General features: G+C 73.3%; 20 protein-coding genes. 5 read left to right on the forward strand and 15 right to left on the reverse strand.

The window, feature by feature from the left end; translation table 11 throughout:
- Positions 1-139: 139 nt before the first annotated feature.
- The 7 genes from ABZ272_RS26380 to ABZ272_RS26410 all read right to left on the reverse strand — a co-directional run bounded on the left by ABZ272_RS26380 (position 140) and on the right by ABZ272_RS26410 (position 7,153).
- Positions 140-727: a TMEM165/GDT1 family protein gene (locus tag ABZ272_RS26380; protein ID WP_355052606.1), complete on the reverse strand. Its 588-nt coding sequence runs from the start codon at positions 725-727 to the stop codon at positions 140-142.
- A 215-nt stretch (positions 728-942) separates the two neighbouring features.
- Entirely contained in the window at positions 943-1,908 is a 966-nt protein-coding gene (gene egtD / locus ABZ272_RS26385) for an L-histidine N(alpha)-methyltransferase (protein WP_355052607.1), read from the reverse strand.
- 55 nt (positions 1,909-1,963) lie between these two features.
- Positions 1,964-2,710 carry an ergothioneine biosynthesis protein EgtC gene (gene egtC / locus ABZ272_RS26390; protein ID WP_355052608.1) on the reverse strand — a complete coding sequence of 249 codons (747 nt, stop codon included), beginning with the start codon at positions 2,708-2,710 and terminating at the stop codon, positions 1,964-1,966.
- 28 nt (positions 2,711-2,738) lie between these two features.
- Entirely contained in the window at positions 2,739-4,076 is a 1,338-nt protein-coding gene (gene egtB, locus ABZ272_RS26395) for an ergothioneine biosynthesis protein EgtB (RefSeq protein ID WP_355052609.1), read from the reverse strand.
- Positions 4,077-4,171: 95 nt separating this feature from the next.
- A complete protein-coding gene (gene egtA, locus ABZ272_RS26400; protein WP_355052610.1) occupies positions 4,172-5,407 on the reverse strand; it encodes an ergothioneine biosynthesis glutamate--cysteine ligase EgtA in 1,236 nt (411 codons plus the stop codon).
- A gap of 179 nt (positions 5,408-5,586) precedes the next feature.
- On the reverse strand, positions 5,587-6,414 hold the full coding sequence (locus ABZ272_RS26405; protein WP_355052611.1) for a hypothetical protein: 828 nt from the start codon (positions 6,412-6,414) through the stop codon (positions 5,587-5,589).
- Between the two features lie 16 nt (positions 6,415-6,430).
- Complete coding sequence (locus tag ABZ272_RS26410) at positions 6,431-7,153, reverse strand: RNA polymerase sigma factor (protein WP_355052612.1); 723 nt, start codon at positions 7,151-7,153, stop codon at positions 6,431-6,433.
- A 515-nt stretch (positions 7,154-7,668) separates the two neighbouring features.
- Between ABZ272_RS26410 and ABZ272_RS26415 the strand changes: the two genes are divergently transcribed.
- On the forward strand, positions 7,669-9,039 hold the full coding sequence (locus tag ABZ272_RS26415) for a serine/threonine-protein kinase (RefSeq protein WP_355052613.1): 1,371 nt from the start codon (positions 7,669-7,671) through the stop codon (positions 9,037-9,039).
- Between the two features lie 101 nt (positions 9,040-9,140).
- Entirely contained in the window at positions 9,141-10,403 is a 1,263-nt protein-coding gene (locus ABZ272_RS26420; protein ID WP_355052614.1) for a nucleotide sugar dehydrogenase, read from the forward strand.
- A 96-nt stretch (positions 10,404-10,499) separates the two neighbouring features.
- On the opposite strand, the gene ABZ272_RS26425 is transcribed toward ABZ272_RS26420, so the two are convergent.
- The 4 genes from ABZ272_RS26425 to ABZ272_RS26440 form a co-directional block, all read right to left on the reverse strand.
- Positions 10,500-12,983, reverse strand: coding sequence for an ABC transporter permease (locus ABZ272_RS26425; RefSeq protein ID WP_355052615.1), 2,484 nt, complete (start codon positions 12,981-12,983; stop codon positions 10,500-10,502).
- A 147-nt stretch (positions 12,984-13,130) separates the two neighbouring features.
- Positions 13,131-13,796, reverse strand: coding sequence for a response regulator transcription factor (locus ABZ272_RS26430; protein ID WP_355052616.1), 666 nt, complete (start codon positions 13,794-13,796; stop codon positions 13,131-13,133).
- Complete coding sequence (locus ABZ272_RS26435; RefSeq protein ID WP_355052617.1) at positions 13,793-14,998, reverse strand: sensor histidine kinase; 1,206 nt, start codon at positions 14,996-14,998, stop codon at positions 13,793-13,795. Before ABZ272_RS26435 ends, ABZ272_RS26430 begins: the two co-directional genes overlap by 4 nt.
- 23 nt (positions 14,999-15,021) lie before the next feature.
- Positions 15,022-15,723 carry a DUF305 domain-containing protein gene (locus ABZ272_RS26440; RefSeq protein ID WP_355052618.1) on the reverse strand — a complete coding sequence of 234 codons (702 nt, stop codon included), beginning with the start codon at positions 15,721-15,723 and terminating at the stop codon, positions 15,022-15,024.
- A 140-nt stretch (positions 15,724-15,863) separates the two neighbouring features.
- Between ABZ272_RS26440 and ABZ272_RS26445 the strand changes: the two genes are divergently transcribed.
- Together ABZ272_RS26445 and ABZ272_RS26450 are read left to right on the forward strand one after the other, a co-directional pair.
- Complete coding sequence (locus tag ABZ272_RS26445) at positions 15,864-17,315, forward strand: hypothetical protein (RefSeq protein WP_355052619.1); 1,452 nt, start codon at positions 15,864-15,866, stop codon at positions 17,313-17,315.
- A 125-nt stretch (positions 17,316-17,440) separates the two neighbouring features.
- Positions 17,441-18,667, forward strand: coding sequence for an SLC13 family permease (locus ABZ272_RS26450; RefSeq protein ID WP_355052620.1), 1,227 nt, complete (start codon positions 17,441-17,443; stop codon positions 18,665-18,667).
- A 20-nt stretch (positions 18,668-18,687) separates the two neighbouring features.
- On the opposite strand, the gene ABZ272_RS26455 is transcribed toward ABZ272_RS26450, so the two are convergent.
- From ABZ272_RS26455 to ABZ272_RS26470, 4 genes are all read right to left on the reverse strand, one after another.
- Positions 18,688-19,515 (reverse strand): MerR family transcriptional regulator, encoded by an 828-nt coding sequence (locus tag ABZ272_RS26455; protein WP_355052621.1) that lies wholly within the window; start codon positions 19,513-19,515, stop codon positions 18,688-18,690.
- A gap of 54 nt (positions 19,516-19,569) precedes the next feature.
- Positions 19,570-21,171 (reverse strand): asparagine synthase-related protein, encoded by a 1,602-nt coding sequence (locus ABZ272_RS26460; protein WP_355052622.1) that lies wholly within the window; start codon positions 21,169-21,171, stop codon positions 19,570-19,572.
- Positions 21,172-21,175: 4 nt separating this feature from the next.
- On the reverse strand, positions 21,176-22,138 hold the full coding sequence (locus tag ABZ272_RS26465) for a DUF5715 family protein (RefSeq protein ID WP_355052623.1): 963 nt from the start codon (positions 22,136-22,138) through the stop codon (positions 21,176-21,178).
- 419 nt (positions 22,139-22,557) lie between these two features.
- Positions 22,558-23,076, reverse strand: a complete 519-nt coding sequence (locus ABZ272_RS26470) for a 2'-5' RNA ligase family protein (protein WP_355052624.1) — start codon at positions 23,074-23,076, stop codon at positions 22,558-22,560.
- A 219-nt stretch (positions 23,077-23,295) separates the two neighbouring features.
- On the opposite strand from ABZ272_RS26470, the gene ABZ272_RS26475 reads away from it, so the two are divergent.
- Entirely contained in the window at positions 23,296-25,020 is a 1,725-nt protein-coding gene (locus tag ABZ272_RS26475; RefSeq protein WP_355052625.1) for a DEAD/DEAH box helicase, read from the forward strand.
- Positions 25,021-25,022 lie beyond the last annotated feature (2 nt).

Consider the following 25,022-nt stretch of genomic DNA (forward strand, 5'->3'; position numbering starts at 1 on the left):
GGGGGGGGGGGGGGGCGGGGCGCCGGGGCGTTGTGACGCGAGGACGGCGGCGGCCCCCCCCCCCCCCCCCCCAACGCCGCCGGTCGTCGTTCGGGCCCGCCGCAGGCCGGCCAGTTCTTATGAAACAGGGCCTACGCCCTCAGGTCAGCTCGTTCACGGCCTCCAGGATCAGCCAGAGGCCACTGATGGCGAACAGCACCGCGGCGCCGTACCTGATGGTCCTCTCCGGCAGCCGGCGGCCGAGCATCCGGCCGACCAGGATGGCCAGCGCGTCCGCGGCCACCATGCCCACCGTGGAGCCGAGCCAGGTGCCGAACCAGCCGTACTTGGTGGCCAGCGTGATCGTCGCGAGCATCGTCTTGTCGCCCAGCTCGGCCAGGAAGAACGCCACCGACACCGCCACGATCGCGGTCTTGCTGGTCTTCTCGGCCTTACGCTTCTCCTCCTCGGTGAGCTTGTCACCGCGCAGCGTCCACGCGCCGAACCCGAGGAAGGCCACACCGGCCACCAGCGAGATCCATTCGGTGGGCAGCACGGCGCCGAGACCCGAACCGATGGCGACCGACGCCAGGTGCACCACCGCCGTGGCGACGGTGATGCCGATCAGCACCGGAAGCGGCTTGAACCGCGTGGCGAACGTCAGCGCCATCAACTGGGACTTGTCTCCCAGCTCGGCGACGAAGATGACGCCGAAGCTGACGACCAGCGCGACGAGGAATCCCTCCATGACATCCTTCCCGTTCAGACCGGGAGGAGGTGCGGGGGCGCCCTCGACCCGGCTGCGACAGCCTGAGTCGAAGGTCTCGCCCGCCCCGGAGACCGGGGCCGCGTGGCCGGATGCGGAACGCACCAGTATGTCGACCACGACATTGGGGGCTACTCCCCTTCGCGCGACCAGCCTAACCGATCAGCGAGCGAGCCGGACGGCGCGGGTGAACAGGCTCACCGCGCCCGCGCCAGCGTCACCCCGAACAGCCCGTCCGGGTCGGTCCAGAAGTACGACGCCGCGAAGCCCGCGGCGCCCAGTTCGGCGGCCACCCCCTCCGGGCGGAACTTCGCCGACACCTCCGTCCGCAGCTCCTCTCCCTCGTCGAACGCCACCGAGAGGTCCAGCACCCGGACCCGCAGGGGACGCGTCGCCCGCAGACGCATCTCGATCCACTCTCGCTCCGGGTCCCACCGGGCGACATGCGCGAACGCCTCCGGGTCGAAGTCGGCCCCCAACTCCCGGTTGATCACATACAGCACGTTGCGGTTGAACTCGGCCGTGACCCCGGCCGCGTCGTCGTACGCGGGCACGATCACCGACGGATCCTTCACCAGGTCGGTGCCGAGCAGCAGCCAGTCCCCCTCCTCCAGCGCGGCGCGCATCGCGGTCAGGAACCCCGCCCGCTCGGCCGGCAACAGGTTGCCGATCGTGCCGCCCAGGAACACCACCAGCCGCCGCCCGCCGGTCGGCAGCCGGTCCAGCTGGCGGGTGAAGTCGCCCACGATCCCCCGGACCCGCAGCCCCGGATACTCGGCGGCAATCTGCGCCGTCGACCCGAGCAGGGCGCTGACCGAGACGTCGAGCGGGACGAACGTGCCGAGCCCTCCCCGGCGGGTGAACGCGTCCAGCAGCAGCCGGGTCTTCTCCGACGAGCCGGAGCCCAGCTCGATCAAAGTCTTCGCGCCGGTCAGCGCCGCCACGTCGTCGGCGTGCGCGGCGAGCACCGCCCGCTCGGCCCGGGTCGGGTAGTACTCGGGCAGCCGGGTGATTTCCTCGAACAGCTCGCTGCCCCGCGAGTCGTAGAACCACTTCGGCGGCAGCCACTTCGCCTCGGCGGTCAACCCCGCCCGGACGTCCGCCCGCAGGCCACTCTCCAGGTCCTGCGGCTCGAGGTAGATCTCCAACGGTTCCGCACTCATCGCCCCCGCCTCTTTCGTGGTCGTCAGACACCTCGCGTAGCCCGGCCGGCAACGCTCACCCGGCCGGCAACCCGCACACCCGCACCTCGTCCGCCGTGGCGGTGACCAGGCGCTGCTGCGGCACCGGCCGCCACCCGGCGTCGTCGTCGTGCGGCTCGGACGCCACCACCACCGAGCCCGCCCCCGCGCGCACCGACAGCGCGTGACCGACCGCGGTGGCCACCGCCCGCCGGCCGTCGGTGAGCAGCAGATTCAGCCGCGACCCCGGAGCGGCCGCGGCGACCTCGACCACCGTCCGGCCGACCGCCTCCGCCGGGTCGTCACCCGCACGCAGCCGATGCCGCACCAGCGCCCACAGCAACGCCGAGTCGGTGGCCGCGTCCAGGGTCAGCAGGTCCCGCACCGGCAGGCCGGCGGCGAGCGGCACCATCGAATCCGGCCAGCCCCGGATCACACCGTTGTGGCTGAACAGCCACCGGCCCTCCGCGAACGGCGCGGCCGCGCCGTCGACCACCGCCATCCCCACGGTGGCCGACCGGACCGCGGCGAGCACCGCGCCGGCACGGGTCACCGCCGCCAGCTCGGCGATCGTCGGGTCGCTCCAGATCGGCTGGGCACGCCGGTACCGCACCGGAGGACCGTCGTCCGGATACCAGCCGACGCCGAACCCGTCGGCGTTGATCGTGCCGCCGCCGCGCATGTCACGCGGCGCCCAGGACTGACGGACCAGCGCGTACGCCGGCTCGAACAGCAACGCGGTCAACGTGACCGGTGGGCCGAGGTAGACCAGGTGCCGGCACATCAGCGCACCCCGCGTGGCGTCGGGCGCCTCACCGCGGCGACTCGTCCGGACCGGCGTCGCGGGCGCAGCGGAAGCCACTGAAGATCTGCCGGCGGATCGGATAGTCCCAGTTGCGGAACGTCCCCCGGCACGCCGACCGGTCCGTGCCGAACGAGCCACCGCGCAGCACCCGATGGTCGTCACCGAAGAACACCTCGGAGTACTCGCGGTACGGGAAAGCGACGAAGCCGGGATGACCGTTGAACGGGGTCGACGTCCACTCCCAGACGTCCCCGATGAGCTGGTGCACGCCGAGCGGCGAGGCGCCGGCCGGGTACGCGCCCACCGGCGCCGGCCGCAGGTGACGTTGGTCGAGGTTGGCGTGCGCCTCGGTCGGGTCGTCGTCGCCCCACGGGTAGCGGCGGGACCGCCCGGTCGCCGGGTCCCACCGCGCCGCCTTCTCCCACTCCGCCTCGGTCGGCAGACGCTTACCGGCCCACGTCGCGTACGCCTGCGCCTCGTGGAAACACACGTGCACCACCGGCTCGTCGGGGCGTACGGCGTCCCAGCGGCCAAACCGCCGGTACACCCACCCGTCACCGTCGCGACGCCAGTGCAGCGGCGCGACGAGTCGCTCGCGCACCCGGTGTTCCCAGCCCGCCGCGCTCCACCACCGCCGGTCGGAGTAGCCGCCGTCGGCGATGAACTCCTCGTACGCGCCGTTGCTGACCGGTGCGGCGTCGATGACGTACGCCGGCAGGTGGACCTGGTGCGCGGGCCGTTCGTTGTCCAGGGCCCAGGGATCGGTGTCGGTGCCCATCGTGAACTCGCCGGCCGGCACCAGCACCTCCCCGCCGACCCGGACGGTCGGCTCGGGCGGCGGCGGGGCGTGCAGCACCGCCGCGCCCGCGCGCAGCTGGTGGGTCGCGAGCATCGTCTCGTCGTGCTGCTGCTCGTGCTGCACGATCATGCCGAAGGCGAACCCGTCGGCGACCAACGGCCGGTCGGTGAAGCGCACCGCGTCGAGCAGGTCGTACACCTTGTCGCGGACCGTGCCCACGTAGGCGCGCGCCTCCGCCGGTGGCAACAGGGGCAGCTGCGGACGGTCCCGGCGGGGCTGCTTGAACGCGTCGTACAGGTCGTCGATGTCGCAGCGGACCGGCTCACGGCCGCCCACGTCGCGCACCAGCCACAGCTCCTCCTGGTTGCCGACGTGCGCCAGGTCCCAGACCAACGGCGACATCAGCGGAGAGTGCTGGCGCATCAGGTCGGCGTCGTCGACCGCCTCGGTCAGCAGGGCCGTGCGGGAGCGGGCGCGCGCCAACTCCTGTGCGATCCGCCCCCGCAACAGCTCACCGTCGGCATGCTCCGTCGTACTCGGTCTCACCGTCACACCTTTCGTTCGCGACTGCGGGGCTCGCAAACCCGGCTCACTCCTCGCGCTCACCCGACGCACCTTTCGTTCGAGGCTCGCTCTCGCGCTCACCGGTCGGCCCTTGCGATGGCGGCGAGCCGCCGCCGTACGCCGTCCTGGATGTCGTCGTCGGTGCCGGCCGGCAGGCCCAGGCGCGGCAGGGCGGCCAGCGCCAGGTCGAGCAGCGCGGCCGCCGCGGCGGCCAGCGCCGGATCGGCGAGGCCGCGCCGGGCGGCGGCCGACCAGCGGTGCGCCACCGGCGCGCCGATCGTGTACGCCGCGCGGACCGTGCCCGGGTCGGTGAACAGCGCGCTCAGCACCGCCAGCGGTAGCCGCCAGTCCCGGTCGGGTTGGGCGTCCAGGTACCGCAGCTCCAGGTAGCCGCGCGGGCGCACCGGCGGAAAGAGGGTGCTGACGTGGTAGTCGAGGTCGTCGGTGGTCGGCGGGCGGGGCACCGCGCCGTCCAGCCAGTCGGCGAAGGTGACACCCGGTGGTGGGGCCCAGTCCGGGCCGGGCCGGCGCAGGCACAGCAGCGGCGCGGCGAGCACGTAGCGCGCCCAGGCGGCCGGCGGGTCGTCGTCCGCGCGCTCGGGTTCCCACACCGGCCGGGTACGCGCCGGATCGATCGCCAGCCAGGCGGCCATCCGCGCGGATGCCCAACCGGTGCGCCGCCCGGCGTGCCGACTCGCCGAGGCGAACGCCGCGAGCAACGGCGGGCCGACGGCGTGCGCCGCCGCCCAGCGCGGGGCGACCTGGTCCGGCTCGCCGATGTCGAGGCACACCTGCAGGCCGGCGGTGCTGTACATCATCGTCCGGCCGGCCGGGCCGCGCCGGTCGAAGACGCGGCGCATGGCGCGGTAGCGGGGAGTGTCCAACACCGGGCGGGGCCGACGGTGCGGGTCGATGCCGCTGCGCCCCAGGGTCAGCCCGGCGGCGGCCAGCAGGCCGGTGACCTGGGCGATGTCCGCCTCGGTGGCCTGGATCAACGCGCCGGTCGAGGTGCGCGGCGGGGTGGAGATCTCCAGCTGGCCGCCCGGTTCGAGGGTCACCGTGCCGCCGTGTCGCAGCGGCTCGGCGGGGCTCGCCGGATCCAGCGTGACGGGGCTGTGCCGCCCCAGCGCCGTCCGCAGCCGCGCCGGGTCGACTCCTCGGGCGGGGTCGGCGGCGTCGTGCACGGTCCATTCCAGTTCGACGCCCGTGTAGGTGGGCGGGCCGGTCTTGAAGCAGATGCGCGCGAGGTATCGGCTCGCGGCGGCGGACTCACGCAGGATCTCGCCCTGGTCCAGCTCCGGCGACGTCACCATCGGTGCAGCCTCCCTCGTCGTGCGACGACTGCGTGCGCCGTGCCCCAGCTCCGGAGCACGGGTGCCACCGTAGACCCGACCACCGACACTTCCCTTTCCGAGCGTCGACGGCACCACCAACCCCTGTCTAACAGACGCGTTTCCCGGTGCAGGGCAGAACGAACCGCGCGCCCGTACGCTCAGTCGCCGGCCGGGCCGGCCGGGTGCGGGGGCTTGACCTTCGCCTGACCGGGTGGCGTCGCCCGGGCGGACGGCTCCGCAGGCGGCGACGGTGGCGGCGGAGCGGAGGGGGACGGGGACGGGGGCGGCGGGGACTTCTTCTCGGGCACCAGCCGCTGGCAGTACTCCTCGACCGCGCCGATCCCGCCGGCGGCCGTCACCAACCGCTCGAAGGCCGGCGTTCGCAGCGCCTTCTCCCGTTGCTCGGGCTTCTTGGCCCGCCAGGCCTGGCACAAACCGTGCACCTGACCGTTCGGCGACGCTCCGATCGACGGCGAGCCGGACAGCGAGGGGCGGCCGGGCGGTGTCGACCCGCTCGGCGCGACGGACCCGGTCGTCACGTGCGCGCTGGCGGTGGGTGGCGCGCTAGTCGGTGCCGGCGGCGGCGGTTCCGGTGCCGTCTCGAACCCGGCCGCGGCGAATGCGACGCCAGCGGTGGCGGTGGCCGCCAGCGCGCCGATCCACGCCACCGCGCTGGTCGTGAGCCGCAGACGGCGTGGCCGTCGGGCCACGGCGGGCGTCGGGACGGCGCGGGCGGCTCGGAACGCGGACAGCGCCGCCTCCTCGCCCGCCATCTCCGTCGGCCGGGCCGGGCCAGCGGCAGCGGCGAGCAGCCGGGCCAGCGGCTCGGTCCCGGAGTCCGGCGAAGCCCCGGACTCCGGGACGCTCGCCGCACCCGGGTCGGCGACGTCCGACGGGAGGGCGGGGGCCGTGCCGATGCGGGCGGCCTCGAGCAGCCGTTCGGTCTCGGCACGGCCGGCACGCCGGTCCGGCCGGTGCGGGTTCATCCGGAATCCCTTCACGTCAGCCCTCCGCCTGCTCGGCGTGTGAGGTCTGCTGCCGGGTACGCCCGATCCGGCGACGAGGGGGCGGAACCACCTCGGCGCCGACCGCCGGTGGGCCGCCGTCGGTCGGCGCGCTCGACGTGTCGGGCGCGCGCAGCGGGGCGGTGGCGTCGCCGTCGACCGACGGCGACGGCGACGGCGACGGTACGGCCTGCCGGTCCAGCAGGGTGGCGAGTCGCCGCAGACCGCGGTGCGCGGCGGTCCGGACGGCGCCGGCCCGGCGGCCGAGCACCCGGCCGGCGGACTCCGCGTCGAGCCCGATCACGGCCCGCAGCAGCACCGCCTCGGCCTCGCGGGGTGGCAGCGTGGCGATGAGCGCCAGCGCCGCCTCGGTGCTGATCGTCTCGTCGGCCCGCTCGGCGGTGTCGCCGTCGCCGGCCAGCTCGGTGAGCGCCTGCACCGGTACCGGCAGCGACGGTCGTCGCCGCAGCCGCCGCAGGTGGTCCATCGCGCGGTTGCGGGCGATGGTGACCGTCCAGGCGCGGAACTCGCCGCCGGTGAAGGTGGGCAGGTCTCGGGAGATCTGTAACCAGGTCTCCGACGCGACGTCCTCGGCGTCCGCGCCAACCAGGGCGGTCAGGTACCGCAGCAGCCCCGGCTGGAGGCTGCGGTACAGGAAACGGAAGGCGTCCTCGTCCCCGGACTGCGCGGCGGTGACCGCCTCGGACAGTTCGCCCGTCATCGGCGGCCCACGGGCCGCACGGAGCGGATCGGCGCGACACGCGTCGGCGTCGTGCGCGCACGGTGAACCGTCGGCCCCACCCGCTCCCGCACCCGCACCGCCCCCCGCCGATTTCGATTGGGCCCGCGTCCCGGCGCCGGCCGGGGTGTGCACACCCGACGATGGCCCGGAACGGGCTGCCCGTCGGCGGCCCGAGCCGGGCTAACGGTAGGAGGGGGCGTTTCATGCGACAAGTTGGGATCGCATTACAGAAGAGTGACAATTATCAAGCCGTCCGACCGGCGTGCCGCCGTAACGGACGACGCCCCTCGGGCGCTCCCCGGCTCAGGTGAGCGCCCTCGGCGCCGACCAGGCGGGCGTACGCCGAAATGTGTCGGCTTTTGTGACCTGGCGTCATCGACGCGTCACAGACCGGCCCGGCCGCCGGAGGTCGCCCCCGGCGGACCGACGGGTGCGGCCCCGCACCGGGTCCACCACAGCGAGCCGTTGGTCGCCACTCTGGGTACGGTAATGCTGTGTTGTCATCGGAGGTCGTACTCAGCGGTCGGTACCGCCTGGACGAACGTGTCGCCACGGGCGGCATGGGCGACGTCTGGCGTGCCTCCGACCTCGTCCTCGGCCGACAGGTCGCGGTCAAGGTCCTGCTGCCGGCGCTGGTCTCCGACCCGGACTTCATCGCCCGCTTCCGTGCCGAGGCGCGGATCATGGCGGCGTTGCGGCACCCCGGCATCGTGCAGGTGTACGACTGCGGGGAGGACGACCTGCCCGACGGCGGCCGGGCCGACTATCTGGTCATGGAGTTCGTCGAGGGCGAACCGCTGTCCAAGCGGATCGAGGCCGCCGGCCGCCTCGACGTGGCCGAGACGATGTCGATCGTCGCCCAGGCGGGGCACGCGCTGGGCGCGGCGCATCGCGGCGGCATCGTGCACCGCGACGTCAAGCCCAGCAACCTGCTGGTGCAGGAGGACGGCACGGTCGTCCTGGTCGACTTCGGCGTCGCCCGCTCCACCAACGTCACCAGCATCACCAGCACCAACGCGGTGCCCGGCACCGCCCTCTACATGGCGCCCGAACAGGCCGCGGGCCGGCCGGTCAGCGGCGCCACCGACATCTACGCCCTCGGGGCGGTCGCGTACTGCTGCCTCACCGGCGGCCCGCCGTTCACCGGTGACAACCCCCTCCAGGTCGCCGTCCGGCACCTCGACGACGAGCCCCCGGAGCTGCCGCACGACATCCCGGAGGCAGTCCGCGCCCTGGTGTCGCGGGCCCTCGCGAAGGACCCGCTGGACCGCTTCACGAGCGGCTCGGCGATGGCGGAGGCGGCGCGCACGGCGGTGACCGGCGGCGAACCACCGACGGCGCTGGCGTCGTCGGTGCCGCTGCGCGAGGCGGGCCCGGGCACCCGCACCGACGTGCCGGTCGGCGCGGCGGTGGCGGGCACGACCGACGCGGGACGCCCGCGACGCCGCGGGCCGCTGGTCGGTGCGGCGCTGGCCATGCTGGTCGCCCTGGTCGGCCTCGGCGCGGCCCTGGGCGCGGCGCGCAACACCGGCAACGATCCGGCCGTCAAGCTGCCGACGGTCGCGCCGACGCAGGGGCCGACCGAGCAGGTGGAGTTGCCGGCGGCGAACGAGCAGATGACCAACGACCCGGGCCGGCCGAACCGGCCGACGGTCCCGGACACCACGACGTCCGCGTCGGTCAGCGCCACGCCGAGCGTGCAGCCCAGCCAGTCCGCCAGCTCGCCATCGCCGACGCCGAGCGCGACCACCGCGCCGCCGCCGAGCGACCCCCCAAAGACCCCGTCGTCGCCGAGCAACTCGCCGGCGACCGACCCGAGCCCCTCCACCGATCCGTCGACCGGTTCCGGGGAGGTAGGCGGCTGACCAGCCGTCCCACCAGCACCGATATCCCCAAAACGGACTTACGTCGCCGAAAACCGCTCTAGGCTCTCCGCAGGTCATTTCCACCGTCTGCGGGAGCCCGGGTGAGCGCTGAGAAGCTGGTCGTGATCGGCCAGGGGTACGTCGGACTGCCGCTGGCCATGCGTGCCGTCGAGGCGGGCCTGGACGTCGTCGGCCTGGACGTCGACGCCGACCGGGTGAAGCGGCTCGCGTCGGGTGAGTCGTTCGTCGAGGACATCCCCACCGACCGGCTGGGCCGGGCGCTGGGCAGCGGCCGGTACCGCCCCAGCACCGACTACACCGACGCCGAGGGCTTCGACGTCTGCGTCATCACCGTGCCCACCCCGCTGCGCGACGGCACCCCGGACCTGAGCTTCGTCGAGCAGGCCGGTATCCGCGTCGGCCCGTACGTGCGGACGGGCTGCACGGTCATCCTGGAGTCGACCACCTACCCCGGCACCACCGAGGAGCTGCTTCGGCCGCTGTTGGAGTCGGCCAGCGGGCTGACCAGCCCCGGCGACTTCCACCTCGGCTACAGCCCGGAGCGGATCGACCCGGGCAACCCGACGTGGCGACTGGAGAACACCCCGAAGGTGGTCTCCGGGATCGACGCGGCGTCGCTGGACCGGGTGCAGGGGTTCTACCAGCGGCTCGTGGAGCGCACCGTCCCCGTCGACTCCACCCGGGTGGCCGAGTTGACCAAGCTGATCGAGAACACGTTCCGCCAGGTCAACATCGCACTCATCAACGAGCTCACGATGCTCTCGCACCACCTCGACATCGACGTCTGGCAGGCGATCGACGCCGCCGCGACCAAGCCCTTCGGGTTCCTGCCGTTCCGGCCCGGGCCGGGCGTCGGCGGGCACTGCCTGCCGATCGATCCGTGCTACCTGTCCTGGCAGGTCAAGCGACGCCTCGGCCGGCAGTTCCGGTTCATCGAGCTGGCCAACGACATCAACCACGAGATGCCCGAGCACGTCACCCAGCGCATCATGGCTGGGCTGAACCGCGCCGGCCGGGCGGTCAGCGGCGCGCGACTGCTGCTGCTCGGGCTCGCGTACAAGCGGAACACCGGTGACATGCGGGACTCCCCCGCCGTCGACGTGGCCCGCCGTCTGCAGGCACTCGGCGCCGAGGTGTACGCGGTCGAGCCGTACGCGGAGGCCCACCAGATCCCCGCCGGGGTCGCGGTCGTCGGGCTCACCGAGCGCGAGGTACGGGCCGCGGACGCGGTCGTGGTGGTCACCGACCACGACTGCTTCGACTACGACCTGGTGGTTCGGCACGCCCGCTACGTCTTCGACACCCGCAACCGGTGCTCCGGCGAGGTGGTCGAGCGCCTGTAGGGCGCGCCCCGGACCCGGCACCGCTGGCCGGTCCCGCCGCCGGGGAAGACGGCGGGGCCGGCCGGCGGATGTCGCATCTCTTGGACGACACGCGCCCTAGTCGGCGAGCGCCTCGACGACGGGCCGCGACAGCGCCCGGCGGGCCGGAAGCACCGAGGCGAGCAGAGCGGCCAGCACCGCCACGCCGAGGATCGAGGAGAGCTGGCCGAGTGGCAGCACCACGTGGAAGTCCCCGCCGAGGCGGGCCAGCAGCGCCATCCCGGCGGCGCTGACGCCGGTGCCCAACCCGATGCCGAGGATCGCGCCGACGAGCGTCATGAGGATCGCCTCGACCGCGAGCATGGCCCGCATCCGGCCGCGGGACAGCCCGACCGCCCGCAGGACGCCGTTCTCCCGGGTGCGCTCGACCACCGACAGGCTCAGCGTGTTGGCCACGCCGACGAGGGCGATCACGACGGCCAGGCCGAGCAGCGCGGTGACGGAGGCCAACAGCATGTCCACCGTGCCGGTGAGCATCTTCTTGTACGCGCCCTGGTCCATGAGGTTCGCCGTCGGATAGCGGGCGAGCACGGCCTCGATCGCGGCGCGGGCCCGTTCGGCGCTCACGCCGTCGGCCGGGTCGATCTCGGCCAGGAAACCCCGTTCGCGGGGAAAGAGCACCGCGAAGTCCCGGTCGTCGAGCTCGATGACGTGTCCCTCGGGCGCGGCGCTGGAGACCATGGCCGGCGCGTCGTCGGCGACCACCGCGGCCACCCGGAACGCCCGCCCCTGGATGGTGACGGCGGAACCGACCTGCCAGCCGTGCGCCCGCGCCAACTCCTGGTGCACCAGCACCTGCCCCGGCCCGAGTCGGTCTTCGTCGCCGGCCACCACGCCGGACAACGTCCGGCCGACCAGCGCCGGGTGGGCGGCCCGGACCTCGATGTCGCCGGTCACGACGCTGCGCTGCTCGTGCACCACGCCCAGCTCGGGGCGTGCGGCCAGCTCACCGGCGAGCGCGGCGGGCAGATTCTGGCCGATGCCGCTGACCACGAAGTCCGTCCCGATCTCGGCGTCGACGCTGCGTTCGATGCCGTCCTTGGTGCTGCGCGCGCCCACCACGAACGCCGACACCAACCCGATTCCGATGACCAGGGCGGTCGCCGTCGCGGCGATCCGACGCGGGTTGCGAACCGCGTTCGCCACCGCCAGCCCGACGGTCATACCGAACATCCGGCGGGCCGGCCAGCCGATCAGCCGGACCAGCGCCGGGACGAGCACCGGACCGAACAGCACGATGCCGAAGAAGGCCAGCACACCGCCCACGGCCACGAGGAGCACCTGACCGGCGTCGGCCGCGCCGGCCAGCGCCGCGACTCCCGCGCCCAGCACCACCGCGCCGAGGGCGAGGCGCGCCCGGCCCGCTCCCCGGGCGGGCTGCACGGCGGCGTCGGTCAGCGCGGCCACCGGTGCGACCCGGGTACCCCGCCAGGCCGGCAGCAGGGCGGCGGCGACGGTGAGCCCGGTACCGAGCAGCAGGCTCGTCAGCACGGTCGAGCCGGCGACGGTCAACCCGCCGGAGAGCGGCACGTCGAGTCGAGACATCAGCAGCCGGAGTCCGCCGGCGAGTGCCACCCCGAGCACCACGCCGAGAGCGGAGGCGACGAGGCCGAGCAGCGCCGACTCCAGCAGCGCCGCCCGGAAGACCTGCCCCCGCGTCGCGCCCACCAGGCGCAGCAGCGCGGTGCGGCGGGTGCGCTGCGCCAGCACGATCGCGAAGGTGTTGGCGATCACGAAGCCGGCCACCACCACCGCGACCCCGACGAAGATGAGCAGCAGCATCAGGAACTGGTTCAGGTTGCGGACGGCGTCCTCGACGGCCTCGTCGAGGATCTGCTGGCGGCCCTTCACGTGGATGTCGGCGCTCCCGACGGCGGCGCGTAGCCGGTCGGCCAACTCCGCCTGGGCCGTTCCCGGCCGGGCCGCCACCAGGATCCGGTCGTAGCCACGCCCGCCGGTGACCGCGAGCGCGTCCGCGCCGACCAGACCGATGAACGGGCCGCCGACATCGCGGACGCTGCCCGCCACGTCGACCGTGCCGACCAGGGTGTACGGACGGGCCGCCCCGCCGGTCCCGCCGACGAGAACCGGAGCGCCGAGGGTGAAGCCTTCCTCCGCCACGGTCGGCGCGTCGAGCACCACCTCGCCCGCGCGGTCGGGGAGGCGACCGGCGACCACGTCGTACGAGCGCAGGGCCGTCTCGGTGGGGATGGCGGCGAGCACGGCGTAGCCGAGCACCGGTCGCCCGTCCGCGCCGAGGAGCCCACCTGCGCCGAGCAGCTCACCGGCTGCGGCGGCCACCCCGTCGACCGTACGGACGTCGTCGACGAGCCCCGCTGGGAGCGGCTGGTGGCCGTCGGGGTAGACGCCGAGGTCGGTGTGCCGGTCGAAGGCGCCGGCCCGCTGGTACGCGCCCGCGCGCATCCCGTCCACGACGATCAGCGTGCCGGCGACGAAGGCGACGCCGAGCACGACGGCGAGCGCGGACAGCAGCATGCGCAGCGCCTCGGCGCGCAGCGTACGCAGGGTCAGGCGGATCATGTGCGGGCTCCCGGTGCCGGCGCGGATCGGACCCCTCCGACGCTATGGCCGGTTCGGACGGATCGATCTCCACCTGCGCTCTCGACCCGCGTACGCCGCAGGTGGCGCACGGACACGCCGGCCGTACGACCGCGGTCGTACGGCGGGTCAGCGCCCGGGTGTGACCAGGCCGCTCTCGTACGCCAACACGACCGCCTGCACCCGGTCGCGCAGGTGCAGCTTCGCCAGGATCCGCCCGACGTGGGTCTTCACCGTCGCCTCGGCCACGTGCGCCTTGACGGCGATCTCGGCATTCGACAGTCCCTGCGCGACCAGCAACAGGACCTCCCGCTCCCGCTCGGTGAGCTGGGCCAGCCGGGGGTCGGCGGTCGGGGTGACGCCGAGTTGGCCGGCGAAGCGGTCCAGCAGCCGCCGCGTGATCGACGGGGCGACCACCGAGTCGCCCCGCGCGACCACGCGGATGGCGTCCAGCAGTTCCTCCGGCGGAACGTTCTTGAGCAGGAAACCGCTCGCGCCGGCCCGCAGCGCGGCGAACGCGTCGGCCTCGGTGTCGAAGGTGGTCAACACCAGCACCCGGGGCGGACCCGACGGCCGGTCGGCGCAGATCCGGCGGGTGGCCTCCACCCCGTCCATGGTCGGCATCCGGATGTCCATCACCACGACGTCCGCCTCGGTGCGGGCCAGCACGCGCAGGGCGTCGGCGCCGTCGATGGCCTCCCCGACCACCGTCAGGTCGGGCTGCGAGTCCAGCACCATCCTGAATCCGGCGCGCACCAGCGCCTGGTCGTCCACGATCACCACCCGGACCGTCATGCCGCGATCACCTCCGCTGAGGGCTCCGACGGTAGCGGGAGCCGTACCCGCACCTGCCAGCCCCCGGTCGGCCGGGGGCCGGCGGTGAGGCTGCCGTCGTACACCGTCACGCGCTCGCGCATGCCGAGCAGTCCGTGACCGCCGGGCGGCGTCGGACTGACGACCGGGCGGCCTCGACCGTCGTCGACGACCCGGACCTCGACGGCGTCGGCGGAGTACGTCATCCGCAGGTCGACGGTTGCGCCGACGCCGGCGTGCTTGAGCGCGTTGGTCAGCGCCTCCTGCACCACGCGGTAGACGGTCAGTTCCAGGCCCGGCGGCAGGGCCGGTGGCTCGCCGCTGACGGCGTCCCGGACGCGCAGTCCGGCGTCGCGGAAGCGGGCCAGCAGGTCGGGTAGCTCGGCCAGGGCCAACCGGCGGTGCTCCGGGTCGGCGGCGACGACGTCCGCGCCGGCCGGGCCCGCGTCGCGCAGGACCCCGACGAGCCGGCGCATCTCCTCCAGCGCGGAGCGGCCGGTGTCGGCGACCACCTTCACGGCGGCGCGCGCCTGCTCGGGGTCGCGGTCGAGCATGAACCGGGCGCCGTCCGCCTGGACGATCATCACCGCCATGCTGTGCGCCACCACGTCGTGCAGCTCGCGGGCGATGCGGGTGCGCTCCTCGGCGACCGCCGCCCGCGACTCGGCCTCCCGCTCGCGTTCCAGGGTGGTGGCGCGCTCCTCGAGGCTCAGCACGTACAGGCGGCGGGTCCGCACGTTCAACGCGACGAGCCAGACCGCGCCGGTGACCAGCGCGTACCACAGCGCGGTCACCCACCACGTGATGACGCCGGGGGTCTGCGCGGCGGCGAGCAGCACGCCCACGGCCGCGACCGCGCCGGCCAGCACGCCGTCCCGCAGCCGCCGGCCGTACTTCACGACGCTGTAGAGCGCGATCAGGACGGCGACGTCGAAGGCTTGCGGACCCCAACCGGCGATCACCTGGACCAGGGCGAGCACCGCCACGACGACGGTCACCGCGCTCGGATGGGTGCGGCGGAACAGCAGCGCCACCGCCATGCCCAGGCCGACGCCGGCGGCGGCCCAGCCGCCGGGTTGCGACACCGCCGAGGCGAGACCGACGAACGCCACCACGCCGGTGACGGCCACGTCGAAGGCGACGCCGCGCAGGGGGCGGCCGAACAGCGTGCGTCTCACGGTCACCCAGCGTACGGGTCGTCGACACCTCAGGGCGGCGTCAGCTCGCGTAGGCGGTTGATCTCGATGGCCTGTTCGGTGGCGAGTGAGGTGGCCAGCTCGTTGAGGGTCGCGTCGGCCCCGACCGACAACAGATCGGTGGCCATGGTCACGGCGCCCTGATGGTGGTCGGTCATCATCGTGATGAAGAGCCTGTCGAACTCGACGCCCCGGGCGGCGGCCAGTCGCCGCATCGCGTCGGGGGACTGCATGCCGCGCATGCCGGCGTGGTCGTGGCCGGGCGCCGTCTCGGGCAGCCCACGGGTGGCGAGCCAGCCGCGCAGGACCTTGATCTCGGGGCCCTGGCCGGCGCGGATCCGGTCGGCGTACGCGCGGATCCGCGGATCGGCCGCGCGGTCCGTCGCCAGCGTGCTCATCTCCAGCGCCTGCTCGTGGTGCGGAATCATCATCTGGACGTAGACGGTGTCCAGGCCGTTGTAGCGGGGTGGGCTGTCGTCGCGCAGCTCGTGCGCGGACCGGGCGACGGCCGGCTCACCCGGGCGGCCGGGCACCAGGACCGGCGGCGGTGGTGGGCCGGTCGGGCCGGCCGTCGTCGGCGCGGCTGACGCCGAAGCGGGCGCGGCGGCCGGCCGGCCGGGATCACCGGCGGCGCGGACGGCCAGCACCACCAACACCAGGACGATGGCCGCCGCTATGACGACGGCGAGTAACCGACCACGTCGGACAGTCATGCCGCACTCCCCTCAGGTCGAGGTCGCAGCGATCCTATCCATTGAAGAGTCCACGTATATGTGACCCGGATCACATCGATGATCTCCGAGGCTCGGTAAGGTACCGACAACGTCATCCCCCCTTTCGAAGGGCGCCGCCAATGATCAAGTTGGCCACCGCACGGCTCCGACAACTCCGCATCATCAGCCTGGCCGCGACCGGCCTGCTGCTGACCAGCGTCGTCCTGGCGACACCGAGCAGCGCGCAGGAGGCCGCACCGGCCGCACCGGCCGCCGCCGCCAGCGACATCCCGGGCGTCGACGAGATCCGCAGCAGCCCCAACCTGCGGCAGATCGCCAACCTCCCCAAGCAGGCGCCGTTCGACACGACGGCCGCGCTCAACAGCGACATGGCGTTCCAGGGCAAGTACGCCTTCGCCGGCAACTACAACGGGTTCGTCATCTACGACATCTCCCGGCCCAGCGCGCCCACGATCACCGCGCAGGTCAACTGCCCGGGCTCGCAGAACGACATCTCCGTCTACGGCAACCTGCTGTTCGTCTCCACCGACTCGTCGCGCAGCGACGACTCGTGTGCGAGCGTCGCGCAGCCGGCGTCGGTGAAGGAGTCGTGGGAGGGCATCAAGGTCTTCGACATCAGCGACAAGGCCAACCCGCGCTACATCAAGTCCGTCGAGACCGCCTGCGGGTCGCACACCCACACGCTGGTGCCGGGCAAGGACCGCAAGAACGTCTACCTGTACGTCTCGTCGTACAGCCCGCGGGCCGAGTTCCCCGACTGCCAGCCGCCGCACGACTCGATCTCCATCGTCAAGGTGCCGGTGAAGAAGCCCACCGAGGCGGCCGTCATCTCGACGCCGAACCTCTTCCCGGACGGCGGTTTCCCGGGCAGCGAGACCGGCTCGGCGACCACCGGCTGCCACGACATCACCGCGTACCCGGCGAAGGACCTGGCCGCCGGGGCCTGCATGGGTGACGGCATCCTGCTCGACATCAAGAACCGCGAAGCGCCCCGGCTGATCACCCAGGTCCGGGACACGGTGAACTTCGCGTTCTGGCACTCGGCCACCTTCAACAACGCCGGCACCAAGGTCGTCTTCACCGACGAGCTGGGCGGCGGCGGCGCGGCCACCTGCAACGAGACCGTCGGCCCCAACCGGGGCGCGGACGCCGTCTACGACATCACCGGCCGCGGTAACGCGCGCAAGCTGGAGTTCCGCAGCTACTACAAGATCCCCCGGACCAACGGCGACACCGAGAACTGCGTGGCGCACAACGGCTCGCTGGTCCCGGTGCTCGGGCGGGACATCATGGTGCAGGCGTGGTACCAGGGCGGCATCTCGGTCTGGGACTTCACCGACTCGCGCCACCCCAAGGAGATCGCCTACTGGGAGCGCGGCCCGCTCTCCGACACCCAGGCCCTCACCGGCGGCGCCTGGTCGACGTACTACTACAACGGCAACATCTACTCCAACGACATCCAGAAGGGCCTGGACGTCCTGGAGCTGAACGACTGGCGGACCTGGTCGGCGAACCTGACCCGGTTCAAGGAGTTGAACGTGCAGACCCAGCCCGGTTACCTGAGCTGGTAGAACCGACGCGCGAACCGGGCCCGGCCTCTTCTCGAGAGGCCGGGCCCGGCCACGTCAGGTGGGCCCGGTCACCCGGGCCGGGGTCGACGAGCGCCTGACCGGGCGCTGTGTCAACGTGGTCACCTGTGAAGTCTGCCGCCGGCGCGCCGCCGGCCCCGCCCGAGCCGACCGCGCGCTGGCGTCCCCACCCGCTCGACGTGGTGGCCGTCGTCCTCGCGGTGGCCGGCGCGGTCTGCGCGCTGACCGGGCTGCTCCCCCGCGCCGAGACCACGGGCACCCTGCACCGCATCCTGCCGCTGCTGCTCTTCCTCGGCACCGTCATCGTGTTGGCCGAGCTGACCGCCGTCGCCGGCGTCTTCGACGTGCTCGCCAGCCGGCTGGCCATCGCCGCCCGGGGCCGCTGGGCGGCGCTGTTCCTGCTCTGCGGCGGGCTGGCCACGGTGACCACCCTCGTGCTCAACCTCGACACCACGGCCGTGCTGCTCACCCCGGTGCTGCTCGCCCTGGCCCGCAGCCTGCGCGTCCCCGCCGGGCCGCTCGCGGTCACCACGGTCTGGCTGGCGAACACCGCCAGCCTGCTGCTGCCGGTGTCGAACCTGACGAACCTGCTGGCCGCCGACCGGGTCGGCCTCACCCCACTGGCGTACGCCGAGCGCATGGCGCTGCCGCAGCTCGCCGCCGTGACGGCCACCATGGCGCTGCTCTGGTACGCCTGGTGGCGGCGGGAACGGCCGGACGGCGGACGCTTCGTTCCGCCGGCCCCGCACGTGCCGGCCGATCCGGTGCTGCACCGCACCGCCCTCGCCGGTTGTCTGCTCTTCGTCGCCGGCATCCTCGCCGGGGTGGAGATCGGGCTCGCCTCCACCGTCGCCCTCGCGCTGGTGCTGGTCGGCTTCGTGGTCCGCTCCCCCGCGACGCTGCGCGTTCAACTGGTGCCGGTACGACTGCTGCTCTTCGTCGTCGGCCTGTTCCTGGTGGTGCAGACCCTCGGCCGGCACGGGCTCGACGACCTGGTCGCCGGCCTGGTCGGGACCGACGGCGGGGCGGTCGGCGCGCTGCGTGCCGGGGGCACCGGGGCGCTGCTGGCGAACGCGGTCAACAACCTGCCGGCGTACCTGGCGGGTGAGTCGGTGCTGCCGACCGTCGACCACACCCGCCTGCTGGCCCTGCTGATCGGCACGAACGTCGGCCCGCTGGCCGCGCCCTGGGCGTCTCTGGCCACCCTGCTGTGGTTCGAGCGCTGCCGGGCGGCCGGGGTGACGGTGCCGGTGCGACGGTTCGTGCTGACCAGCGCCCTGCTCGCCGTCGTCGGCACGCTCGCGGCGGTCGGCGCGCTGCTCCTGGTGAGTTGAGCGCCGACCGCCGCGAGGAATCAGCCCCGGTGGACGGCGAGCTGGAGTTCGGTGACGCCCCGCTCCGGCGCGTCTTGGGAGTACTCCAGGTACACCTCGCGGGCGAACCCGTCCGGGCGGTACCCGTTGTCCTCGATCCACCGGGCGAGCGCCTGGACGCTCCGGTCGGCGTCGTCCATCGAGCCGCGGTGCACGATCGTCGCGGCCGTCCCGACCGCCGGCAGGTCCCGCACCGTCACGTCGGGAACCGCCACGACACCGCCGCCGACGCTCACCCCGGCGTGCACCACCACCGCCTCGTCCTCGTCGTAGGCCGGCTCGTACCAGGCGATGGCCGGCCCGGACGGGGTGATCCCGGCGGCGTCGAGCCGGCGGAACAGCTCCGGATAGAGCGGCTGGATCACCGGACCGATGTCCTGACTCTGGTAGCTGGGCGCGACGGCGGTCAGCTCCGCCACGCGCACCGGCGCGATCTGCTTGAGTACGACGTCCTGGTCGGTCATCCGACCCTCCGATTCGATCATCCGGAGCCTCGCCTCGACCGCCGCGAGCCGGGCCGTGTCGGCGGCCAACCGGCTGGCCAGCTCGCTGCGACGCAGCCGCAGCATGCCGCGCAGCTCGGCGGTGTCGACCGTCTCGTCCAGGATCGCCCGCACCTGCTCCAGGGTGAGCCCCAGGTCCTTGAGGGCGATCACCCGGTTGAGCCGACGCAACTGCTCGGCCCGGTAGGAGCGGTAGCCGGTGTGCGGATCGACGCTGGCCGGGTGAAGCAGGCCGATGCTGTCGTAGTGACGCAGCATCCGCACCGACACGCGGCCCAGTCGAGCGAAGTCTCCGATGGTGAACATGATCCCCTCACGCTGGTCCCTGACACGGTGTCAGAGTCAAGCGTCGGGCGGGGGTCAGCCCACCGGTGAGCGGCGGGACGGGCGGGGTCCGACCAGTCGGCGGACCATCGGCGCGGCGTTCCACTTCGCGGCCCCGACCAGGTCACGGGCGTGCTCCAGGACCGTGTAGTCGGGTCGGTTCATCCCGTCGGCGATGGCCCGGTCCAGGTCGTTGCCGCACCCGCTGAGCACGGTGTCGAAGTCGCGGCGGACCGGCTCCAGCAGGTCGTAGCCGAACGACCGGTGCATCCGGGCGAAGAGCGGCTTGTAGAGCCGCACCCGCTCGTGCAGACCGGAGGAGTACGACATGGGGTGCTTCGGCCGCCGCACGACGTAGTCGGGCAGCACGTCGGCGAACGCCCGCCGCACGATCCACTTCTCCTGGCCGTCACGCACCTTGAGGTTCAGGGGCAGCCGCATCGCCAGCTCCACGACGCTCAAGTCGAGGAACGGCACCCGCGCCTCCACGCCGTGAGCCATGGCGGCCCGGTCGACGCGCTGCAACTCGGTACGGCAGAGGTTGCGGATCCGGTGCAGGAACAGCCGGCGGGACGCGATCGGGTCGACCTGGCGGTACATCGGGTACCCGCCGAACAGCTCGTCGGAGCCGTCGCCGGTGAGCACCACCTTGACGCCCAGGTCGCGCAGCCGCCGGAAGATCGGCACCGACACGACGGCGTTGATGATGTCGCCGTACTCGGTCAGCTCGCAGATCCGGATGGCCTCCCGGACGTCGGCCAGCCGGATGTCGCGCGGGCGCAGCTCGACCACGACGTGCGGCACGTCGAGGTCGGCGGCGAGCCGACGGGCGTACGCGACGTCGGGGCTGTCCGGCACGCCGACCGTCACCGCCACGCAGTCCGGGTGGATGTCGCGTACCTGCCGCAGCGTCAAGGAGCTGTCCAGCCCACCGGAGAGGACGACGCCGACGGTCAGGTCGGTGTCCACCCGCATCCGGATGGCGTCGGTCAGGGCGGCCCGGACGAGCAGGGTGGCCTCGTCCGGGTCGTCGATGACCGGCAGGCCCTCGCCGAGGGTGAGCAGGTCGACGTACGGGCGGAGTCGCACGGACCCGTCCGGCTCCGCCCAACCGTGGTGCCCGGGAGGCACCTCGCTGACCGGAGCGTGGTGCCCGACGAGCGCCTTGACCTCGGAGGCGAGGTGCAGGCAGCCCGGCCGTCGGGACCAGTACAGCGGTTTCACGCCGAGCGGGTCGCGGGCCAGGTACGCCCGGCCGGTGGCGCGTTCGACGACCGCGAAGGCGTACTCGCCGCGCAGGCGGGTCACCGCCGACTCGCCCCACTGCTGGAACGCCGCCAACAGCACCTCGGTGTCGCTGTCGGTGCGGAACACCTGCCCGAGGCGGGTGAGCTGGGCGCGCAGCTCACCGTGGTTGAAGATCTCGCCGTTGAAACAGAGCAGCCACCGCTCGTCGGTCGACGTCCAGGGCTGCACGGCCCGGTCGCGGTCGACGACCCGAAGCCGGCGGGTGCCGGCGAGCAGTCCCGTCTCACAGCGGGTCTCGGTGACCTCACCGCGCGGGGCGAGAAGGGCGAGCATCCGTCGGAACGTCGCCGGGTCGGCCTCGGGGCCGATGCTGAGCGCGATGCCGCACACGGTCTCAGACCCCCATCTCGGCCTCGTACGCCCGGCGCAGGCGATGCCGGGCGGTGGGCGCGAGGCACAGGTGCCAGGCCTGCCCCTCATCGATCACGTTCAGGTCGCCGGCCTCCTGGCGGGCCAGCAGCAGCTCCGCGAGGGCGTCGCGCGCGCCGAACCGCGTGAACCAGGCCAGCTCGACGTCGACCGAGTAGCCGAGGCAGTGGCCGCTGGGCAGCATCGCCGCGTAACCCAGGCGGCGCAGCCGGTACTGGTGCTCGGTGCTCCGGACCAGGCTCGTCACCCAGAGCGGCGGGGTGCCCGCGGGCGCGGCGGCGGCGAACTCCCGGGCCAGTTCGTTGAGCAGCGCCACCACCTCCCGGCGGGCGCGACGGAACAGCAGACCGGCGGTGCGCGGGGTCACGTCGGGGCGCAGCCGCCGGCGTAGTCCGCGCGCGGCCCGGCCCAGCACGGTCGCGGGTTGCTCCTGGTAGCGAAAGCGCAGCAGGTCCCGGCGGCGCAGCCACTCCAGATCGACCAGTTCCGCGCTGCCGTTGACCTGGTCGTCGGTACGGAACACGGGGGCGTCCTGCCACCACAGCACGTCGATGCGGGAGAGCAGGTAGATCCGAACCAGCGCGGTGAGGTCGCGTGCCGAGGTGCGCTCGTTCGGCTGGTAACGGGCCATCTCCAGCAGCAGCGTCTCGCGCGCGCCGAGCAGGCCCTGCGGGGTGGCGTCGAGCACGGCCGCCAGAGCCGGTTCGCGGAGCCGCTCGTCGACGAGCACCTGACGTGCCCGGGTGCTGGTGGCGTCGGCCAGCGCTCCCACCTCGACGAGCAGGTCGGCCACGGCCGCCCGGTAGGCGGCGAGGTCGGGGGTGGCGGCAGGCGACGGGCGACGGGCGGCGGCGCCGGAGGGTCGGCGGCGAGGTGGGGCGGTGGGCGACGCGGGCTGCTGTCCCGGACTACGGCTGGGCACTCGCATGACGGGGTCCCTTCTCCGGTCACGGCACTGGGTGGATCGCCCTGAAAAACACCGTAATCACCAAGACCGGGTACAGACCGAACAATCCTCCTATCTACTCCGAAGGGAGGCGGCCTGCGCTTGCCGACCGCACCGGCTCGGCACGGAGCAGCCGGGCAGCGCCGATGCTCGGCCGGCCCTTTGCTCTGCTTCAACCCAGGAAACACCTGACGTCCGATAATCGGTCACCGACTGTTTCCTCCGTTGAAGCAGAGCAAAGGAGGCAAGCCGACCAGTGGCCAAGCCGAGCGCCCACTCCGCCGCAGTGGGGCAAAGGGGCAAACCGACCGATGGCGCCGCCCAGCGCCACGTGCGCCGGCTGGCGTCCGTCGGCACACGGCGCGGGGTGGAGGCAGGCGTCCGGCGTGGTCCAGCCCAACTCACGGCAGAAGGGAGAGTGGAGTGACCGTCCGGTCGGTGCCGTCGTAGCTGCGCGCCGCGTCGAACGTGCCGTTCGGGCGCTGTCCGCCGGTCACGGCGCGGGCCATTCGCAGGTCCGCGTCACGGAACCGCAGCGCCAGGCTGAGGTGCGGCACCCACGCGCCCGGGGCGTGCCAGGGACGGTGTCCGGCGGCCCGGTCGAGGACGTCCCAGACGGCGGCGTGCAACGCCGTCAACGCCGGCGTGGGCCGGACGAGCCAGACCAGCGGGGCGCTGCCGTCCAGGACGACGACCCGGTCGAGGGTCACCGGCAGTGGCAGCGCGGTGTCGAACAGGTCGGACAGTTGCTGCTCGACGCCGGACGGGAACTCGTCCACGGCCGCCAGGGTCAGGTGGGGCCGGTTCGTCGGGTGGATGTTGCGGGCCAGGCTCGGCAGTCCGGCGGCCGCCAACCGCGCCCAGGCCGTGCGGACCGCGGCGTCCAACCCGGGCGAGCAGACCAGTTCCACCGTACGCACGCAGACACGCTAGCCCGAACGCGTCACCGGCCCCGGCCGTACAGGTGACCGACGCACGATCCGCCCCCCGCCACCCACCTGCGGTGATCAAGAGGTTCGCGTCAGGCTGACCACGATTCCTGACGCGAACCTCTTGATCACCGGGGCGCCCGGACGGTCGCGAGCGGTGTTGTGCCGGTCGGCGCAGCGGCCCCGACGGGGTGATGAAAGGCTTGGCACATGAGTTCCGCACCTGCACAGCACGACGCACCGACCGCCAGCGAGCCCGAGGTGACCGCGTTCACGGACCTGGGGCTGCGCGACGAACTGCTGGGCGCGTTGTCCGCCCTCGGTTACGAGGAGCCGACGCCGATCCAGCGGGAGGCCATCCCACCGCTGATCGAGGGTCGGGACCTGCTGGGTCAGGCCGCCACCGGCACCGGCAAGACGGCGGCGTTCGCGCTGCCGCTGCTGCACCGGATGTCCCCCCACCGCGACGGCGGGGACCCGGTGGCGCTGGTCCTGGTGCCGACCCGGGAACTGGCGGTGCAGGTGTCCGAGGCGTTCCACCGGTACGGCAAGGACCTGGGCGCGCGGGTGCTGCCGATCTACGGCGGGCAGCCGATCGGCCGGCAGTTGCGGGCGCTGGACAGCGGCGTCGACGTGGTCGTGGCCACCCCCGGGCGCGCGCTGGACCACATCGCCCGAGGCACGCTGCGCCTGAGCGGCCTGGCCACCGTGGTGCTGGACGAGGCCGACGAGATGCTCGACATGGGCTTCGCCGAGGACATCGAGGCGATCCTGGAGCACGCGCCCGCCGAGCGGCAGACGGTCCTCTTCTCGGCCACCATGCCGTCACGGATCGACGGGATGGCGCGCCAGCACCTGACCGAGCCGGTCCGCATCGAGATCGGCCGGGAGCAGCCGGTGGCGGGCGAGGCGCCCCGGGTCCGGCAGAGCGCGTACATCGTGACCCGCGCGCACAAGCCGGCCGCGCTGGGCCGGGTCCTCGACGTGGAGTCGCCCACGGCGGCGATCGTGTTCTGCCGCAGCCGCGAGGAGGTGGACCGGCTCACCGAGACGATGAACGGCCGGGGTTACCGCTCCGAGGCGCTGCACGGCGGGATGAGCCAGGAACAGCGGGACCGGGTGATGGGCCGGCTGCGGGCCGGCACGGCGGATCTGCTGGTGGCGACCGACGTGGCGGCCCGTGGACTCGACGTCGAACAGCTCACCCACGTGGTCAACTACGACGTGCCGTCGGCGCCCGAGTCGTACGTGCACCGCATCGGTCGGGTGGGCCGGGCCGGACGCGAGGGCGTGGCGATCACCCTCGCCGAGCCGCGCGAGCACCGGATGCTCAAGACCATCGAGCGGGTGACCGGCCAGCGGATCACCATCGACAAGATCCCGACCGTGGCGGACATGCGGACCCGCCGGCTGGAGCTGACGCAGGCGGCGCTGCGGGAGAGCCTGCTGGAGGACGACCTCGACCCGTACCGGGTGATCGTGGAGACGCTGACCGACGAGTTCGACCTGATGGAGGTCGCCCTCGCCGCCGTGAAGCTGGCCCACGAGGTGACGTCGCCGGGCTCCGACGACGAGGAGGAGATTCCGCAGGTTCCGGTCCGCGCCCCGCGCGAGGGTCGCGCGGAGTTCGGCGGGCGGGGCGGCGATCGGCGCGGGGGCGCCGGCCGGCCGCGCCCCGGGGGCGGCAACACCGTCCAGGTCTTCGTCGGCCTGGGCCGGCGGGCGGGCGTACGTCCCCAGGACCTGGTCGGGGCCATCACCGGCGAGACCGGCATCCGTGGCCGGGACATCGGCTCGATCGAGATCGCCGACCGGTTCTCCCTGGTCGAGGTGCCGCAGGGCGTCGCCGACGAGGTGATCTCCGGGTTGCGCCAGAGCACGATCAAGGGCCGCAAGGCGACCGTGCGCCGCGACCGCGGACGCGACGAGCGCTGAGC

The organism is Micromonospora sp. NPDC005979 (genome assembly GCF_040614415.1).
Taxonomy (GTDB): Bacteria; Actinomycetota; Actinomycetes; order Mycobacteriales; family Micromonosporaceae; genus Micromonospora.